Here is a 16,182-nt window from a genome sequence, read left to right on the forward strand (position 1 = left end):
GACCTCAACCTTTGTTGAGGTTCTACGGTCGAGCCTATGACCATAGACACCGATGCGGTTCCTACCGTGAAGCCCGCCACCGGCATCCTGAGCGGCGCCTACCTCTGGATCACCATCGGCGCCTGTGCGCTCGTGTTCCTGGGGGCGTTCGAGTCCCTCGCCGTCACCACGGTGATGCCTGCGGTGAGCGCCGACCTCGACGGCGACCGGCTGTACGCCCTCGCGTTCGCGGGGCCCCTGGCCACCGGAGTCATCGGCATGGCCGTGGCGGGCAACTGGGCGGATCGCCGCGGGCCCGTGGCCCCGCTCTACGCCTCGGTGGGCCTGTTCGTGATCGGGCTGATCGTCGCCGGACTCGCGCCGAGCATGGAAGTTCTCGTGGCCGGGCGCTTCGCGCAGGGTCTCGGCAACGGCGGGCTGATGGTGGCGCTCTACGTGGTCGTCGCCCGCGTATACCCGCGTGACCTGCATCCGGCGATCTTCGCAGGCTTCGCTGCGGCCTGGGTCGTTCCCTCGCTGGTCGGGCCCACCGTCGCCGGGGCCGTCACCGAGATCTGGAGCTGGCACTGGGTGTTCCTCGGCGTCGTCTTCCTGGTCGTGCCCGCGCTGCTCATGGTCGTCCCTGCTCTCCGAGGACTCTCGGGCGAAGGCGACGCCACCACGCCGTGGGCCTTCGGGCGGCTCGGCTGGTCGGTGCTCGCCGCGGTCGCCGTGCTCGCACTGAATCTCGTCGGCGATCTGCCGGGAGCCGGGCCAGTGCTCGCGGCCGCAGCCGTGGTCGTGGCGCTCATCGCGGTTCGTGCGCTGCTGCCGAAGGGCACTCTGCGGGCGCAACGGGGTCTGCCGTCGGTGCTGCTCGTGCGCGGTCTCGCCGCCGCGGGGTTCTTCGGTGCTCAGGTCTACATCCCCTACCTGCTGACCGAGCGCTACGAGGTCTCGCCGACCGTCGCCGGGCTCTCGCTCACGGGCGGCGCACTCGCCTGGTCGGCGGCCGCCACCGTGCAGGGACGCATGGGAGCCAGGCTCTCGAGCGTGCTGGCCGTGCGCATCGGAACGGTGCTGGTGGTCGTGGGCGTGATTCTCGCCCTGGTCGCCACCGTGCTCGCTGCACCCGTGGTCGTCACCATCGTCGCGTGGATCGTCGCAGGCGCCGGCATGGGCCTGATGAGTCCGAGGACCAGCGCCCTGACGCTCGAGATGTCGGCGCCCGAGAACCAGGGCTTCAACAGCTCTGCCATGACCGTGGCCGACTCCTTCGGCAGTGCGCTGGCCCTCGCGATCACGGGCGTGCTGTTCACCGGGCTGGCCGCGACGGGAGACCCGTTCATCGCGGTGTTCGCCTTCGCCGCGATCATCGCGCTCGTCGCGGCGGTGCTCGCCGTGCGCGTCGCGCCCCGGGAGCCGTGAGCCGGCCGTTCATAACGCAGCATGGATGGCGGTGATCCGGCCGAAACGGGTGGCATCGGGGGTGATTCGGCCGGTTCGTGCTGAATTGTTCACGGCGGCGAGCCATGACCGGAGGACGGGTGCCGGGTGTTGGGTGCTGGGTGGGGTGTTGGAGCGGCGGGCTCGTCCGTGTGCAGGACCACGGCGCAGATGCAGGACGAAAAGGTGGATCTGGTCCTGCAAACGTGCCTCGGCCCTGCAGACGGATCGGATCGGTCCTGCAGACGGATCGGATCGGTCCTGCAGACGGATCGGATCTCCCGGGTCGAGCCCCGGGTCGAGCCCCGGATCGAGCCCCGACGAGGCGCCTTGCGAGACTGCCGACGCGCCCGGCGACGGGCCAGCGGAACAACCACCCCGTGACTCGACGTTGCTCTTGAGCAAGACTGGGCGACGGAGAGGTGCATCTCATGACTGCTGAGAAGACAGACGAATACGACCTGATCGTCCTGGGCGGCGGACCGGTGGGCGAGAACGTCGCCGACCGCGCCGTGCAGAACGGCTTGACCGCGATCATCGTGGAGAGCGAGCTGGTCGGCGGTGAGTGCTCGTACTGGGCATGCATGCCGTCGAAGGCCCTGCTGCGTCCGGCCCAGGCGCTGCGCGCGGCGCAGAAGGTCAAGGGCTCAGCCGAGGCCGTGACGGGAAGGCTCGACGTGCGCGCGGTGTTCGACCGTCGCGATTCGTTCACGAGCAACTGGTCTGACGACGGGCAGGTGAAGTGGCTCGACTCGGCCGGCATCGACCTCGCCCGCGGACACGGTCGCCTCACGGGCGAGCGCGAGGTGACGGTGACGGATGCCGATGGCGGCACCCGTGTGATCCACGCCCGCCACGCGGTCGCGATCAGCACGGGGTCGGATGCCGTGATCCCGCCGATCGAGGGGCTGCAGGAGTCCGCTCCCTGGACCAGCCGCGAGGCGACCAGCGCCGAGGAGCTTCCGGAGTCGCTCGCGGTGATCGGTGGCGGAGTGGTCGCCGTCGAGATGGCCTCGGCCTATGCGGCGCTCGGATCCGTGGTCACGATCATCGCCCGCAGCGGTCTGCTGGGGTCGATGGAGCCCTTCGCGGGCGAGCGGGTCGCGGCAGGGCTGAAGGAGCTCGGCGTCGACGTGCGCACAGACACCGGCACCACGAGCGTCACGCGCGGCGACGACGGCGTCTCGATAGTGCTCGACGACGGATCGACGATCACCGCGACCGAGGTGCTCGTGGCCACGGGGCGCTCTCCGCGCAGCGGCGACATCGGCCTCGACGTCGTGGGCCTCGAGGCCGGGCGCTGGATCACCGTCGACGACACACTGCGGGTGCCCGGGTCGGACTGGCTCTATGCGGTCGGCGACGTCAACGGCCGGGTTCTGCTCACGCACCAGGGCAAGTACCAGGCCCGCGCTGCCGGAGACGTGATCGCCGCACGCGCCAAGGGTGAGGGCGTCGACGACGCTCCCTGGGGCAAGCACGTGGCGACCGCAGACAGCGCGGGGGCTCCGCAGGTCACCTTCTCGTTCCCTGAGGTCGCGTCCGTCGGTCTGACTGAGGCGGACGCCCGCAAGGCGGGCACCGACGCCGCGGTGATCGACTACGACCTCGGCTCGGTCGCCGGCGCGAGCCTCTACGAAGACGGGTTCGAGGGCCAGGCGCGACTCGTCATCGACAAGGAACGCGATGTCATCGTCGGTGCGACGTTCGTGGGCCCCGAGGTCGCCGAGCTCGTGCAGACGGCCACTGTGGCGATCGTCGGCGAGGTGCCGATCGCCCGGCTCTGGCACGCGGTCCCGGCCTACCCCACCATCAGTGAGATCTGGCTGCGACTGCTCGAGACCTATGGGCGGGACTCGGCATGATCGCGTCGGGCGGATGCGAAGAGCGGATGCCGCGCGGCGCCATCCGCTGCGGCATCCGCTCCGAACAGCCGGTGAGAGACCTGGCGCGATCGGCGCGCCCGGAGCAGGATTGTTTCCCACATTGACGGCCCCGGGCACAACCCCCGGCCGAATGTCGCACACCTCTTATACGCTCGAACCCACATCCGAGGAGGCAGGACCATGAAGGCTGTACTCGCAGGAACCGTCATCGCCGAAGCAGACGAGAGCGATCTCGCCCGCATCGAGGGCAACTGGTACTTCCCGCCCGCGTCGATCACCGAGGGAGCGCTCGTCGAGAGCCCGACCCCGTACACGTGCCCCTGGAAGGGCGCTGCTCAGTACTTCTCGGTGCAGGCCGGCGACGAGCTGTACACCGACTACGCCTGGTCGTATCCCACTCCGTTCCCCAGTGCCTTCGACCGCGTGGGCAAGGACTTCTCGGGCTTCGTCGCGTTCGACCCCCGGGTCGAAGTCTCAGCATGACCTCTGTATGCCGCAGCCGGGGCGCCGATGCCCGACTCGTCGATCGACCGACCGGAGAATAATCGTGATCGAGTTCCGCAACGTCACCAAGCAGTTCCCCGACGGCACCACCGCCGTCAAGGACTTCAGCCTGGTGCTGCCGTCACGCAAGACGACGGTGTTCGTCGGATCCTCGGGATGCGGCAAGACCACACTGCTGCGCATGATCAACCGCATGGTCGAGCCGACCTCGGGTGAGGTCGAGATCGACGGCGAGAGCGTGCTCGGCGGCGACCCCGTCGCGCTGCGTCGCCGCATCGGATACGTCATGCAGAACTCGGGTCTGATGCCGCACTTCACGGTGATCGACAACGTGGCCACCGTGCTGCGTCTCACGGGTGTGAAGAAGGCACCGGCGCACGAACGCGCGCGGGAGCTGCTGAAGACTGTCGGCCTCGACCAGTCGCTGGCCGAGCGGTATCCGAGCCAGCTCTCGGGCGGTCAGCAGCAGCGCGTCGGTGTGGCCCGTGGCCTCGCGGCGGATCCGAACATCCTCCTGATGGACGAGCCGTTCGGCGCGGTCGACCCGATCGTGCGCGCCGACCTGCAGCAGGAGACCCTTCGGCTGCAGCACGAGCTCGACAAGACCGTGGTGTTCGTCACGCACGACATCGACGAGGCCTTCCTGCTCGGCGATCAGGTCGTGATCCTCGACAAGGGCGCTCGCATTGTCCAGGTGGGCAGCCCGAGCGAGATCATCGAGAACCCGGCAGACGATTTCGTCGCCTCCTTCATCGGCGCCGACCGAGGCCGCCGCGCGCTGCACCTGAAGGAGACGCCCCACGGCACCGTCGTGGTCGACTCCGAGGGTCGCACGCAGGGCGCGATCGTGGCTGAGGCCGAGAAGTCCGACGGTCCGCTCGCAGGCCCGGATGCCGCTGCCCTGGGCGCCGTGCAGAGTGGGCTCACGTGAACTGGGTCGTCGACAACCTCGACCTGATCCTCGAGCTGACTCTGGTGCACCTGCGTCAGAGCATCATCCCGATCGTGCTCGGTTTCGTGCTCTCGCTGCCCCTCGGCTGGGTCGCGTGGAGATTCAAGCTCGTGCGCGGGCCGATCATCGTGCTCACGGGGCTGCTCTATACGATCCCCTCGCTGGCGCTGCTGATCCTGCTGCCGTCGGTCGCGGGATACTCGGCCCGCAGTGAGACCAACCTCATCATCGCGTTGACGATCTACGCCATCGCCATCCTCGTGCGGGGAGTCTCCGACGGCCTCGACTCCGTCGACGACGACATCCGCCAGGCGGCGACGGCCACCGGATTCGGGTCCTTCCGGCGCTTCTGGGCGGTCGAGTTCCCGCTCGCCGGCCCGGTGATCCTGGCGAGTCTGCGGGTCACCGCGGTCAGCACCATCTCGCTCGCGACCGTCGGCATCCTGATCGGCATCACGAACCTCGGCTACCTCTTCACCAACGGCCTCGATCGCCGCATCATCGCCGAGGTGTTCGCCGGCATCATCGCCGTCGTCGTCATCGCCCTGGTGATCGACCTGCTGCTTCTGCTCGCGGGTCGGGCTCTCATGCCGTGGACGCGTGCGGCGACGAAGACGAGCACGGCGCGGCCCGTCGTGGTGGGGGCGCCCGCATGAACCTCTTCCTCGAAGCATTCGCCTGGATGCTGGCCCCGGCCCAGTGGACCGGCAACTACGCCCTGCCGAAACTCCTCGGTGAGCACCTGACGCTCACAGCGATCTCGGTGGTCATCGCGGCCGCCATCGCCGTGCCGCTCGGCTGGCTCATCGGCCACACAGGCAAGGGACGAGAGATCGCGGTGGCGGTTTCGGGCGCGGCGCGTGCGATCCCTGCGTTCGGCCTCATGATCCTCCTCGTGCTCCTGCTGGGCGTGCTCCGCGTTCCCCAGGCGGCGGTCACGACGTTCGTGCTGCTCGCGATCCCGTCCCTGCTCGCCGGTGCCTACACCGGGCTCGAGGCCATCGACCGACGGGTGATCGACTCGGCGAAGGCCATGGGCATGACGGGCTGGCAGATCTTCTGGAAGGTCGAGGTGCCGCTCGGTCTTCCGCTGCTCGTGGGCGGCATCCGCTCGGCCCTGCTCCAGGTCATCGCGACCGTCACGATCGCCGCGTACGTCGGCCTGGGCGGGCTCGGGTACCCGATCATCCAGGGCATCCCGCTGCAGCGCTTCGACCAGGTGCTCGCGGGAGCGATCCTCGTCGCCACGCTGGCGCTGATCGTCGACCTGCTGCTGGCCGCAGCCCAGCACCTCGCGGTGCCGAGGGGGCTCCGCACCGGTGGGCGGCCCTCGCGCCGACGCTCGCGTTCGCTCACGCCGGCCGCCGAGCCCTCCACCACCGAGCCCTCCACCACCGACCCGTCGGCCGCCGAGTCCGGGCAGACGTCGGTCGTGACCCAGCCCGCCACCTCCTGAATCCACAGCACAGCAGTTCCAGCAGTCCCCCAGAGAAGAGGAAGTCCATGTTCACAGCACGAGGCAAGCGCTCTGTCTTCGCCGTAGGCCTTGTCGCCGCGGCCGCACTCGCCCTGTCCGCCTGCGGCTCGAGCGAGTCGCTCGGCGAGCCCGCCGACTCGGGCGAGAGCTCGGGCAGCGGCGACACGATCGTCGTCGGCTCGCAGGCGTACTACTCCAACGAGATCATCGCCGAGATCTACGCCCAGGCGCTCGAGGCAGCCGGCTTCGACGTCGAGAAGCAGCTCAGCATCGGTCAGCGCGACGCGTACATGCCCGATGTCGAGTCCGGCGACATCGATGTCTTCCCCGAGTACACGGGCAGCCTGCTCGAGTACATCTCGGACGACGACATCGACGTCACCAGCCCCGATGACGTCTACGCGGCACTGCAGGATGCCCTGCCCGAGAGCCTCACGGCCCTCGACTTCGCCGAGGCGACCGACCAGGACTCCTACACGGTGCTGAAGAGCTTCGCAGAGGAGAACGGCCTGACCACGATCGGTGACCTCGCGAAGGTGACCTCGCAGGTCACGATCGGTGCGGCTCCCGAGTTCGAGCAGCGCCCGTACAGCCCGGCCGCGGCCAAGGAGGTCTACGGCGTCGACCTGGCGTTCTCGGCCACCGGCCCGACCACGCTCGAGTCGCTGCTCGCCGGCCAGATCCAGGTCGCAGACATCTACACCGCCGACCCGGCTTTCGAGACCGAGGAGATCGTCGCGCTCGAAGACCCCGAGAACCTGATCATCTCGTCGAACGTCGTGCCGATCGTCTCGAGCGACATCGCCGACGACGTCTCCGATGTGCTCAACGCGATCAGCGCCAAGCTCACGGCCGAGGAGCTCGTCTCCCTCAACGTCCTGAGCACGGTCGACCAGCAGTCGTCGGCTGACATCGCGAAGAAGTGGCTCGAGGACAACGACCTCGTCTGACACTGAGTCGTCTTCACACGGAAGTGCCCGGTCCCTCAGTGGCCGGGCACTTCTGCGTGTGCGGGGCGGTGAGGCCGCGGTTTCTGCACGAGACCCGTGTGCGGGACGCGTGTTCGTGCGCGGATCGCAGGGGTGCCCCGGACGCGGGCGCCCGAACGTAGGCGCTAGATCCGGGCGTCCTGCCGTGGAACCAGCACCTGTTTGATGATGATGAGTATGGATGCCGCGACCGGCACTGCCACGAGTGCTCCGAGCAGCCCGAGCAGCGTGCCGCCCGCGAGTGCGCCGATCACCACGAGCGCGCCAGGCACCGAGACGGCGCGGTTCATGACGCGGGGGGTGATCACGTACGCCTCGATCTGCATGTAGACGAGGTAGATGAGAGCGAAGACCAGCGCTGCGATCGGAGTGGTGAACAGGGCGAGACCCGTGCCGATGATCCAGAAGATCACCGATCCGACGAGCGGGATCAGGGTGATGCAGAACGCGACGGTCGCCATGAGCGGCGGGAACGGCAGTCCGAGGAACAGATACAGCAGGAATGCGAGCACGGCGTTGCAGAACGCGAGCACGACCATCCCCATGACGTAGGCGCCGACAGAGTCGGTGATCTGGTCGGTGATGTCGCTGGCGCGAGCACGGTCACGGGCGGGAGCGAGTCGGAGCATTCCCGTCTTGATCGCGGGCAGTGTCGCGACGAAGTAGAGCGTGAGCACCAGCACGACGATGATGCCCGAGATGGCGTTGGCGATCGAGGCGCCGACCTTCAGGGCTCCGCCGCCGATCGCAGCGATGTTGCCGGGGTTGGTGAGGAACGACTGCACGTCGGCGACGAGATCCTGGAACTGATCGCCGAACTGCTCATCGAGCGCCGCATAGATGTCGCTGCGAGTGAATTCCTGGATCATCCCCGGCACGGATCCGACGAAGCTCGCGATCTGGTCGATCACGACCGGCAGCACCATCCACACGACGAGGCCGGCCACGACGATGAGCCCGAGGATCGCGACGACCACCGAGATCGCCCGCGACAGCCCCCGTCGCTCGAGGAACCGCACGGTGGGGTCGAGTCCGAGCGCGGCGAACATGGCGAGTGCGATGTAGATGAGCACGGTCGACAGGTTCGCGACTGCCAGGCCGAGCACGATGGCACCGAGGGCGCCGAGCGTCACCAGGAACCCGAACACGAAGGGGCGGTCGATGCGCGTCCAGAACGACCGGCTCGGCGTCATCGGCTCGACGACCCCGTGACGAGGAGCGGGCGATGTCGTCGGGTCGTGCGGGGCGGTGGCGGCGACGGCGGTGGCCCCTGACGCGGCTGAGCTCGTGGACGCAGAGGCGTCGGCGGATGCGTCGGTCGTCGAGGCCTCGCGCGCGGACGCCCGCGCGGAGTCCGCGGACGGGTCGGATGCGGCAGCGGACCCCTTCGAGGACGGTTCGTGCTCTTCTCGGCTCATGTGCTCACGATAGCGTCCGATCGGTGCCAGACCCGGCAGCATCCGCATGGTCACGAAGGGTCGTCCAGCCCCGTGTTTCCGTAGAGTAGGGGGCATGACCGCCGCCGAAGACCCCCGGGCTGAACTCCTCCGACTGCGCTCGAGCATCGACAACATCGATGCCGCACTCATCTTCATGCTCGCCGAGCGCTTCCGCGCCACGCAGCAGGTCGGGCAGCTCAAAGCCGAGCACGAGATGCCGGCATCGGATCCGGGGCGCGAGGAGCAGCAGGTCGCCCGTCTCAAGGCACTGGCCGAGGACGCGCATCTCGACCCGGAGTTCGCCGAGAAGTGGTTCAACTTCGTGGTGGCCGAAGTCATCCGCCATCACACCGAAGCCGCCGAGGGGCGATGATCCGGCCTTCCGGGCGAGTGACAGTGTGTGCAGCACTCACCCGCCCGGGGACCGAACTAAGTTTATTGAATAAACTATGACCGAGGGTACGCAGAACCACCAGGTCTGTCAACCAATTCCGACAACGGGACCGGCACCATGCTGAACGGCGACGACGCACTGGACACGCAGGCGTCGGTTCGCCGCGCGAATCTGCGTCGTGCGCTGCAGCTCGTGTTCCGCAACCCCGGCTCGGAGACGAGGGCAGGGATCGCCCGCGCCACCGGACTCACCGCCGCAACCGCCTCGTCTCTGGTGGCGGAGCTCATCGATCTGCAGCTGATCGTCGACGGCGAGCAGGCCGCCAGCACGGGTGGCAAGCGGGCGACGACCCTGAGCATCGCAGCCGAGCATCACGTCATCCTCGTTCTGGTGATCAGGCCGACCGATGCGCGCATCGCGCTGGTCGCGCTCGACGGCACCGAGGTCGAGGCGCGCAGAGTCGCGTTCTCCGACGAGTCGCGTGATCGGATGCTGGACGACGCCGTATCCGACGTCGCGGCCGAGTACTTCGGTCGGCTGCTCGTGGCGGGAGTGCAGCTGCCTGGCACGACCGACGGACGGCGCGTGTTCGAGAGCGTGCAGCTGGGATGGACGGATGTGCCGCTCGCCGAGCGCTTCGAAGCAGTGCTCGGGATTCCCGTGCTGCTCGTCAACGACGTGGATGCCGAGGCGATCGCCGAAGCCGCCAGGGAGGACGAGTCGTCGGGGTATCGACTGTTCATCCACATCGGCACCGGTATCGGTGCGGCGGTGACTCTCGACGGAGAGCTGGCTCCCGGTCCTCGCGACCGTGCGGGCGAGATCGGGCACGTCCAGGTGGAGTTCGGCGAAGAGGCGCGGACATGCCGATGCGGACGGCAGGGGTGCCTGGAGTCGGCGTCGTCGATGACGGCGATGCTCGGTGATGACTTCGATGACGCCATGGACGACGAGGCCATCGCGGCGCTCGCCGCGGCCGCCGACGACGAGCGCCTGGCTGAAGGAGCACGAGCGCTCGCCCGCACCATCAAGCTCATCGCCGCGGTGCTCGATGCGGCCGAGGTCGTGATCGGCGGGCCCGCGCGAGCGTTGGGCGACCGGTTCCTGCCACTCGTGCAGGCGGAAGTCGACTACACGGCGACCGGCACCACGAACGTGCCGGTGCGATACGCCGACTCGGACGCGTCGATCTCGACGGGTGTCGCACAGGTGGCACTCTCGAGCGCTTTGGGAGTGCGCTGGAGTCCGGCGCAGCTGCGCGCAGCATCCGCTGTTCGCGACTGAACCTCAGCGCTCTCTCCTGCGGCCGCTGCGGACGCGATGCCCGCTCAGCGCGGAGAAGCGATCCCGACCAGTGCGGCCACCAGTCCGGCCATCACCAGGATCGCGATCGCGAGGTAGTGGACGATCTTGCCGATGAGCAGCATCGGGAGGTCCGGCCCGTCGTACGACGCCGGGTTGAAGAGCGAGCCGCGCGCGCGGAAGCTCCAGCGCATGCCGAACCCGATGCGCCGCAGCGCGTGCGATGGTGCAGCGAAGCTCTGTCCGCGCTGCTCGCGAGGCGCCTTCCACGCTGCCTGCGCCGCGTACCAGGCGATCACGAAGAAGGGCATCGCGAGGGGCACCGCCCAGGCGATGAGGGCGACGCCGATCAGGGTGCCCATCCCGGGGTCGAGCGATCGGATGAAGAACAGCCCGAGCGCTGCGAGTCCGACCGCTGCCGGAACGAGCACCACGCCCCATCCCCACCCCGGGTGCGCGTCGCCTGACGGTCGTCGACCAACTCGTCCAGCATCCTGCCATGTCATGTTGCCCCCCTGTGTCAGATGTTATCGTATTAGAGAACAGGGGGTGAGGGCATGAGCATCACGAACTCTCTGCGACGTGCCCGGAAGCACTCTGGCGCGAGCCTGAGAAGCATCGCGTCTCGCGCGGGTGTGGGTGCAGGCAACCTCAGCGCCATTGAGAACGGGCACCGCGACCCCACCACATCGACGGTGGACCGACTCGCCTCCGCCATCGGCATCGATTGGATCCCTTTCTCGGCCCAGGGTCGTTCTCCCGCCGCGCGGGCCGCAGAGGACATCATCGACGCCGAAGCTCGCGGGCAGTTCGCCCAGGCTTACCGGCGATTCATCCAGCTTTCGGACGACCTCGCTTCTGCAGACCCGGTGACACGCGTGCTCCTCGCCGCTGAGAGGCCGGATGATTCGACTTCTCGATGGTTGGACGCCATCGCGGCGCTGATCGAGGTGCGATTGCACGAGGCGTCCGCGCCGGTCCCTTCGTGGGTGACAGAACGTGCCGGTCTTCCCGAAACAATCTGGGAGCCGCAGCGCAGCGCGCGGGCGTTGCCGATGTGGGCTGACCGCACTCAGGTGCCGACGGAGTTCCTCCGCAGAGGTGTCGCCATCGAGCAAGGCGAGTTGGCGAGCGCATGATGCGATCTCGGCCAGCTCAAGGGGAGAATCATGTCCGGCATCCTCACTCGCGATGACATCATCGACGGTGTCGGCGAGGTCATCACGCTGCTACGCGATTCCGGCACCAGGGCGACGCTCCGGATTGTCGGAGGCGCGGCCATCGCCTTGACGATCGACGGCGACCGAGGCAGGCTCGCCTCTGCTCGCCCGACCGCTCCCGCCTGACTTCCGATGAGACGACGATGCGGGGCGCCACCCGGTGGCGCCCCGCATCCCCTCCGTTGCTGGTTCTACTTGACGCTGCCGGCGGTGAGGCCGCCGACGAGGCGCTTCTCGATGAGCATGAACAGGATGACGACCGGCAGGATCGCGACGATCGAGACGCCGAACACGTACTGCCAGCTGGTCTCGTACTGACCGACGAACTTGGTGAGCGCGACGGACAGCGGCTGGTTCTTGTCGGTCGAGAGGATCACGAGCGATGCCGCGAACTCGTTCCAGCAGGCGACGAACGTGAAGACGATCGCGGTCACGATTCCGGGCCAGACCAGCGGCAGGTTGATCTTGAACAGCACGGTGAAGCGTCCGGCGCCGTCGATCTGAGCGGCCTCGTCGATCTCCTTCGGGATGCCGGCGAAGAACGAGTGCATGATCCACACCGCGAACGACAGGTTGAACGCGGCGTTGATGAAGATCATCGCGGCCCACGTGTCGCCGAGTCCGAGCACCGTGAACTGGCGGAACAGGCCGGAGGTGAGCACGGCCGGCTGCAGCATCTGCGTCACGATCACCAGGAACAGGAAGACCATTCGCCCGGGGAACTTGAACCGTGCCGTGTAGTACGCGGCCGGCAGCGACACCAGCAGCACCAGCAGCGTTGCGAAGACGGCGATGATGATCGTCGAGATCAGGTTGTAGGGCAGCGGCGTCTCGGGGGTCGACCACATCGAGATGTAGTTCTCCCAGTGCCACTCGATCGGCAGGTACGTCGGATCGACCGAGCGGATCTGCGACTTCGTCTTGACCGAGCCGAAGAACATGATCAGGTACGGCAGCACGAAGATCGCGAGCACCAGGATGCCGGCGGCCATGCGCAGGATGACGCGGGGCAGCGTGACCTGGTCTTCGGTGTAGCGGCGCTTGCGCCCGGGGATGCGGGGTGCGGCGTCGTCGCCTGCGGTCGTGACGAGGGCGGTCTCGGTCAGAGTCATGATCAGACCTCCTTCATGGGCTTGACGGCCTTGACGTAGATCGCGACGATCACGATCACGATGAGGAAGGCGACGACCGACAGCGCGCTGGCGACGTCGACCTTCTTCTGCAGCTCGATGTACTTGAAGATCATCGTCATGATCGTGTCTGCGCCGTAGCCCGGGATCGACCCGGTCATCACCTTGAGGATCGGCAGCGAGTTGAACACGTTGATGATGTTGATGAGGATCGCGACCGCGAGGGCGCTGCGCAGCTGCGGGACGACGACCGTCCAGTAAGTGCGGGTGGGACCGGCGCCGTCCATCTTCGCGGCCTCGAGGGTGTCGGCCGGAACCGTCTGGAGTCCGGCGAGGATCGTGTAGGTCGTGAACGGCAGGGACACGAAGATCGCGATCACGATCGACCACGCGAATGCGGTGGCCGGGTTCTTGGTCCAGCCGTAGCCGACCGCGTCATCAGAGAGCCCGATGTCGTAGAGGAACTTGTTGAAGACCCCGAAGTACGGCTCGAGGCTGTAGTAGAACACCATCGTGGTCATCACGACGGATGCCGCCCACGGCACGATGACGGCCATACGCACGATCTGCCGACCGGGAAAGGCCTTGTTGAGGATCTGCGCGAGACCGAGCGAGATCATCACCGTGAAGGTCACGACCGCCACGACCCAGATGATCGTGCGGAAGATGATCGGCCAGAACTCGGCGAACGTGAACACCGTCACGAAGTTGTCGAAGCCGACCGAGCCCTTGTCGAGACCCGAGAGCGAGATGTCGCGGGTGGAGTTGAAGAACATCACCCCGGCGGGGAACAGCACCACGCCGATGATGAGCAGCAGGGCGGGGGCGATCCAGGGCAGCGCCTGGAGCAGGTCCTTTCCGCCCGGCCTGCCCCGGGTCGCGCCCGTGCGGCGACCCGGGGTGCGGGGGCGGCTGGTGGCCGCCCCCGCGAGGTTCGAGGATTCTTTCGTCTGGCTCATGGGAATTCCCGAACCTCTCCGTCGCTTGGTGTGGGCAGGGTCGGCGGGACTCAGCCCGCGTCGACCTGTGCCTGGATCTCTGCCAGGACGTCCTGGGCAGGCTTCGACTGCAGCTGGCCGAACAGCGCCTTGAAGGCTCCATCCGTGGCCGACCACTTCTCGTTCGTCGACGGGTAGAACTGCGCGTCGGGCAGCACGTCGAGGAAGGGCTTGAGCGCCTCCTCGCCGGAGAGCTGCTCGGCACCCGACTTGGTGACGGGCAGGAAGCCCTCGGCCTGCACCCACGGCACGTACACGTCGGCCGAGTAGTAGTAGTCGAAGAAGGCGGTGATCGCCTCCTGCTTGTCGCCGTCGTTCTGGAACGCCATCAGCTGGTCCATGACGCCGAGGGTGAACGGCGAGCCGTCTTCGGTCGGGATCGGGACGATCGAGTAGTCGAGCTCGGGGTTGCCCTCTTCGATCTGGCCCACTGTCGGCGGCAGGCCGACCTGCATGCCGATCTTGCCCTGGATGAAGATGTCCATCAGGGGCGAGCGCTGGGTCGAACCGGGGTCTGCCTGAGTGGCGCCCGCGTCGATCATCTTCTTGATCTGCTCGGCACCTGCGAGGTTCTCGGGGGTGTCGATCGTGATCTCGGAGGCATCGCCGAACGATCCGCCGCCGCCCCACAGCCACACGGCCGCTTCGGCCTGAGCCTCTTCGGAGCCGAGCGGCATGCCGTAGCCGGCCACGCCGCCGCCGAGTGCCGAGACCTTGGTCGCGGCATCGAGCAGCTCGTCCCAGGTGGTCGGAGCCTCGACGCCCGCCTGCTCGAGCAGGGCGTTGTTGACGAACAGCGCGCGGGCCGACGCGATCAGCGGCAGGGCGTACGCGGTGCCGTCGACCTCGGCGTTCGCGAGGAACGCGTCCTGGAAGTCGGAGTAGGTCTCCTCCGAGACCACGTCCTCGACCGGGTAGAGCAGCTCGTCGCCCACGAAGCCGGCGAAGGGTCCGCCGTTGTAGATGTCGGGCGCCTCACCGGCCTGGATCTTGGTGGAGACGACCTTCTCGAGGTTGTCCCACGACTGCACCTCGAGGTCGACCTTGATGTCGGGGTTCTCCTTCTCGAACCCGTCGATCACGTCTTCCCACAGACCCTTGGTGGCGTCGGAGTAGCTGGGCACCAGAAGGTTGAGCGTCGTCTCGCCCTCGGCGTCTCCGCCGCCTCCTGTCGAGCCGCCGAACCCGCACGAAGCGAGCGTGAGCGTGGCGGTCGCCGCCAGGGCGACGGCACCGAATCGCAGTGACTTCTTCATGTGTATTGCATTCCTCACTGTGTAGGTGGTGCACAGTCGCAAGCACAACTCACGCGACGGTGCGTGTGATCGCCTTCGCCGGTGGCTGGGCGATCGGTTCAAGCCGGGTCGGCTCGAGGAACCCTCCGTGGACCGGATCTGCGGAGGGGCGGTGGAACTTGTTCGATTATTTGTCAGGAGAATAAACAAATCAAGAGGAACCTTGCAGGATTTCCTCGTGTCGAAATACTATGATCGAATCAGCACTTAAACGATCACAAACTTGCAACATCTGGTCCGGAGGGCCCGACATGACCGAACTTCTGCCCGGCGCACACATGCGCGAAGAACTGAACTCGCAGCCCGAGACCTGGGCCCGCGCGGCCGATCTCCGCGATGCGCAGGCGCTGCTGCCGGCATCCGGAACCCGCATCGCGGTCGTCGGCTGCGGAACGTCGTGGTTCATGGCGCAGTCCTATGCGTTCCTGCGCGAGACCTCCGGCCAGGGCGAGACCGACGCGTTCGCGGCATCCGAGTCGTTCGTCGACCGCGGCTACGACGCCGTCGTCGCGTTGACGCGCTCCGGCACCACGACAGAGGTGCTCGAGCTGGTCGACCGCATCAAGGGCCGCGTGCCCACGATCGGCGTGATCGGCGACGAGACCTCGCCGCTCGTCTCGCTCGTCGACGAGGCTGTGCTGCTGCCATTCGCCGATGAGAAGTCGGTCGTGCAGACGCGCTTCGCGACCACCGCTCTGGCGCTGTTCCGCGCCTCGCTCGGTGAAGACCTCACGGGGGCGATCGACGACGCCGCGGCCGTGCTCGCGGCAGAGGACGACGACGAGCTGCGCGATGCCGAGCAGTACTCGTTCCTCGGCCGCGGGTGGACCGTCGGTCTCGCACACGAGGCTGCTCTGAAGATGCGCGAGTCGTCGCAGTCGTGGACCGAGTCGTACCCGTCGATGGAGTACCGCCACGGTCCGATCGCGATCGCCGCACCCGGCCGCGTGACGTGGCAGTTCGGCGAGGCTCCCGAGGGGCTGGCCGCGCAGGTCGAGGCCACGGGGGCGCGTTTCGTGCAGCATCCGATCGACCCGCTCGCCGACCTCGTGCGCCTGCACCGCGTCGCCCTCGACCGCGCCGTCGCCAAGGGTCTCGACCCCGATCAGCCTCGCAACCTCACGCGATCCGTCATCCTGGATGCATGACCCGATCCACCCGCGGAGAGTTC

General features: G+C 67.5%; 17 protein-coding genes. 12 read left to right on the top strand and 5 right to left on the bottom strand.

Going from position 1 to position 16,182, the window contains the following annotated elements:
* The first annotated feature begins 36 nt into the window (after window positions 1-36).
* The 7 genes from ASF87_RS06810 (at window position 37) to ASF87_RS06840 (ending at window position 7,194) form a co-directional block, all read left to right on the top strand.
* Window positions 37-1,407, top strand: coding sequence for an MFS transporter (locus ASF87_RS06810; RefSeq protein WP_056375146.1), 1,371 nt, complete (start codon window positions 37-39; stop codon window positions 1,405-1,407).
* A gap of 449 nt (window positions 1,408-1,856) precedes the next feature.
* On the top strand, window positions 1,857-3,290 hold the full coding sequence (locus ASF87_RS06815; RefSeq protein WP_056375148.1) for a dihydrolipoyl dehydrogenase family protein: 1,434 nt from the start codon (window positions 1,857-1,859) through the stop codon (window positions 3,288-3,290).
* Between the two features lie 201 nt (window positions 3,291-3,491).
* Window positions 3,492-3,794 (top strand): DUF427 domain-containing protein, encoded by a 303-nt coding sequence (locus tag ASF87_RS06820; RefSeq protein ID WP_056375150.1) that lies wholly within the window; start codon window positions 3,492-3,494, stop codon window positions 3,792-3,794.
* A gap of 64 nt (window positions 3,795-3,858) precedes the next feature.
* Entirely contained in the window at window positions 3,859-4,746 is an 888-nt protein-coding gene (locus ASF87_RS06825; RefSeq protein ID WP_082041094.1) for an ABC transporter ATP-binding protein, read from the top strand.
* A complete protein-coding gene (locus tag ASF87_RS06830; protein ID WP_042540393.1) occupies window positions 4,743-5,423 on the top strand; it encodes an ABC transporter permease in 681 nt (226 codons plus the stop codon). Before ASF87_RS06825 ends, ASF87_RS06830 begins: the two co-directional genes overlap by 4 nt.
* Complete coding sequence (locus tag ASF87_RS06835; protein ID WP_082508782.1) at window positions 5,420-6,223, top strand: ABC transporter permease; 804 nt, start codon at window positions 5,420-5,422, stop codon at window positions 6,221-6,223. Before ASF87_RS06830 ends, ASF87_RS06835 begins: the two co-directional genes overlap by 4 nt.
* A gap of 47 nt (window positions 6,224-6,270) precedes the next feature.
* Window positions 6,271-7,194, top strand: a complete 924-nt coding sequence (locus tag ASF87_RS06840; protein ID WP_056375152.1) for an ABC transporter substrate-binding protein — start codon at window positions 6,271-6,273, stop codon at window positions 7,192-7,194.
* A gap of 164 nt (window positions 7,195-7,358) precedes the next feature.
* On the opposite strand, the gene ASF87_RS06845 is transcribed toward ASF87_RS06840, so the two are convergent.
* Window positions 7,359-8,651 carry an AI-2E family transporter gene (locus tag ASF87_RS06845; RefSeq protein WP_056376380.1) on the bottom strand — a complete coding sequence of 431 codons (1,293 nt, stop codon included), beginning with the start codon at window positions 8,649-8,651 and terminating at the stop codon, window positions 7,359-7,361.
* Window positions 8,652-8,745: 94 nt separating this feature from the next.
* On the opposite strand from ASF87_RS06845, the gene ASF87_RS06850 reads away from it, so the two are divergent.
* Together ASF87_RS06850 and ASF87_RS06855 are read left to right on the top strand one after the other, a co-directional pair.
* The gene (locus tag ASF87_RS06850; protein ID WP_042541193.1) at window positions 8,746-9,045 is read left to right on the top strand and encodes a chorismate mutase; all 300 of its coding nucleotides are present in this window, start codon (window positions 8,746-8,748) and stop codon (window positions 9,043-9,045) included.
* A 138-nt stretch (window positions 9,046-9,183) separates the two neighbouring features.
* Entirely contained in the window at window positions 9,184-10,350 is a 1,167-nt protein-coding gene (locus tag ASF87_RS06855; RefSeq protein WP_056375154.1) for an ROK family protein, read from the top strand.
* Window positions 10,351-10,394: 44 nt separating this feature from the next.
* On the opposite strand, the gene ASF87_RS06860 is transcribed toward ASF87_RS06855, so the two are convergent.
* On the bottom strand, window positions 10,395-10,874 hold the full coding sequence (locus ASF87_RS06860) for a hypothetical protein (RefSeq protein WP_157550016.1): 480 nt from the start codon (window positions 10,872-10,874) through the stop codon (window positions 10,395-10,397).
* A gap of 51 nt (window positions 10,875-10,925) precedes the next feature.
* Between ASF87_RS06860 and ASF87_RS06865 the strand changes: the two genes are divergently transcribed.
* Window positions 10,926-11,507, top strand: coding sequence for a helix-turn-helix domain-containing protein (locus ASF87_RS06865; RefSeq protein ID WP_056375157.1), 582 nt, complete (start codon window positions 10,926-10,928; stop codon window positions 11,505-11,507).
* Between the two features lie 30 nt (window positions 11,508-11,537).
* Window positions 11,538-11,714 (top strand): hypothetical protein, encoded by a 177-nt coding sequence (locus tag ASF87_RS17675; RefSeq protein ID WP_157550017.1) that lies wholly within the window; start codon window positions 11,538-11,540, stop codon window positions 11,712-11,714.
* 65 nt (window positions 11,715-11,779) lie between these two features.
* On the opposite strand, the gene ASF87_RS06870 is transcribed toward ASF87_RS17675, so the two are convergent.
* Genes ASF87_RS06870 through ASF87_RS06880 form a run of 3 tightly spaced genes read right to left on the bottom strand, consistent with a single transcriptional unit; the run spans window position 11,780 to window position 14,972 of the window.
* A complete protein-coding gene (locus ASF87_RS06870) occupies window positions 11,780-12,700 on the bottom strand; it encodes a carbohydrate ABC transporter permease (RefSeq protein WP_194285985.1) in 921 nt (306 codons plus the stop codon).
* Window positions 12,701-12,702: 2 nt separating this feature from the next.
* A complete protein-coding gene (locus ASF87_RS06875; protein WP_056375159.1) occupies window positions 12,703-13,677 on the bottom strand; it encodes a carbohydrate ABC transporter permease in 975 nt (324 codons plus the stop codon).
* A gap of 50 nt (window positions 13,678-13,727) precedes the next feature.
* Entirely contained in the window at window positions 13,728-14,972 is a 1,245-nt protein-coding gene (locus tag ASF87_RS06880; RefSeq protein WP_056375161.1) for an extracellular solute-binding protein, read from the bottom strand.
* A 290-nt stretch (window positions 14,973-15,262) separates the two neighbouring features.
* Between ASF87_RS06880 and ASF87_RS06885 the strand changes: the two genes are divergently transcribed.
* Window positions 15,263-16,159, top strand: a complete 897-nt coding sequence (locus ASF87_RS06885; RefSeq protein WP_056375163.1) for an SIS domain-containing protein — start codon at window positions 15,263-15,265, stop codon at window positions 16,157-16,159.
* Window positions 16,160-16,182: the final 23 nt, after the last annotated feature.

This window comes from Microbacterium sp. Leaf161 (assembly GCF_001423645.1).
Classification (GTDB): Bacteria; Actinomycetota; Actinomycetes; order Actinomycetales; family Microbacteriaceae; genus Microbacterium; species Microbacterium forte.

Coding starts and splice junctions, on each gene's coding strand:
- ASF87_RS06810 (WP_056375146.1), top strand. CDS start 37: ATGACCATAGACACCGATGCGGTTCCTACCGTGAAGCCCGCCACCGGC.
- ASF87_RS06815 (WP_056375148.1), top strand. CDS start 1,857: ATGACTGCTGAGAAGACAGACGAATACGACCTGATCGTCCTGGGCGGC.
- ASF87_RS06820 (WP_056375150.1), top strand. CDS start 3,492: ATGAAGGCTGTACTCGCAGGAACCGTCATCGCCGAAGCAGACGAGAGC.
- ASF87_RS06835 (WP_082508782.1), top strand. CDS start 5,420: ATGAACCTCTTCCTCGAAGCATTCGCCTGGATGCTGGCCCCGGCCCAG.
- ASF87_RS06840 (WP_056375152.1), top strand. CDS start 6,271: ATGTTCACAGCACGAGGCAAGCGCTCTGTCTTCGCCGTAGGCCTTGTC.
- ASF87_RS06845 (WP_056376380.1), bottom strand. CDS start 8,651: ATGAGCCGAGAAGAGCACGAACCGTCCTCGAAGGGGTCCGCTGCCGCA.
- ASF87_RS06850 (WP_042541193.1), top strand. CDS start 8,746: ATGACCGCCGCCGAAGACCCCCGGGCTGAACTCCTCCGACTGCGCTCG.
- ASF87_RS06855 (WP_056375154.1), top strand. CDS start 9,184: ATGCTGAACGGCGACGACGCACTGGACACGCAGGCGTCGGTTCGCCGC.
- ASF87_RS06860 (WP_157550016.1), bottom strand. CDS start 10,874: ATGACATGGCAGGATGCTGGACGAGTTGGTCGACGACCGTCAGGCGAC.
- ASF87_RS06865 (WP_056375157.1), top strand. CDS start 10,926: ATGAGCATCACGAACTCTCTGCGACGTGCCCGGAAGCACTCTGGCGCG.
- ASF87_RS17675 (WP_157550017.1), top strand. CDS start 11,538: ATGTCCGGCATCCTCACTCGCGATGACATCATCGACGGTGTCGGCGAG.
- ASF87_RS06870 (WP_194285985.1), bottom strand. CDS start 12,700: ATGACTCTGACCGAGACCGCCCTCGTCACGACCGCAGGCGACGACGCC.
- ASF87_RS06875 (WP_056375159.1), bottom strand. CDS start 13,677: ATGAGCCAGACGAAAGAATCCTCGAACCTCGCGGGGGCGGCCACCAGC.
- ASF87_RS06880 (WP_056375161.1), bottom strand. CDS start 14,972: ATGAAGAAGTCACTGCGATTCGGTGCCGTCGCCCTGGCGGCGACCGCC.
- ASF87_RS06885 (WP_056375163.1), top strand. CDS start 15,263: ATGACCGAACTTCTGCCCGGCGCACACATGCGCGAAGAACTGAACTCG.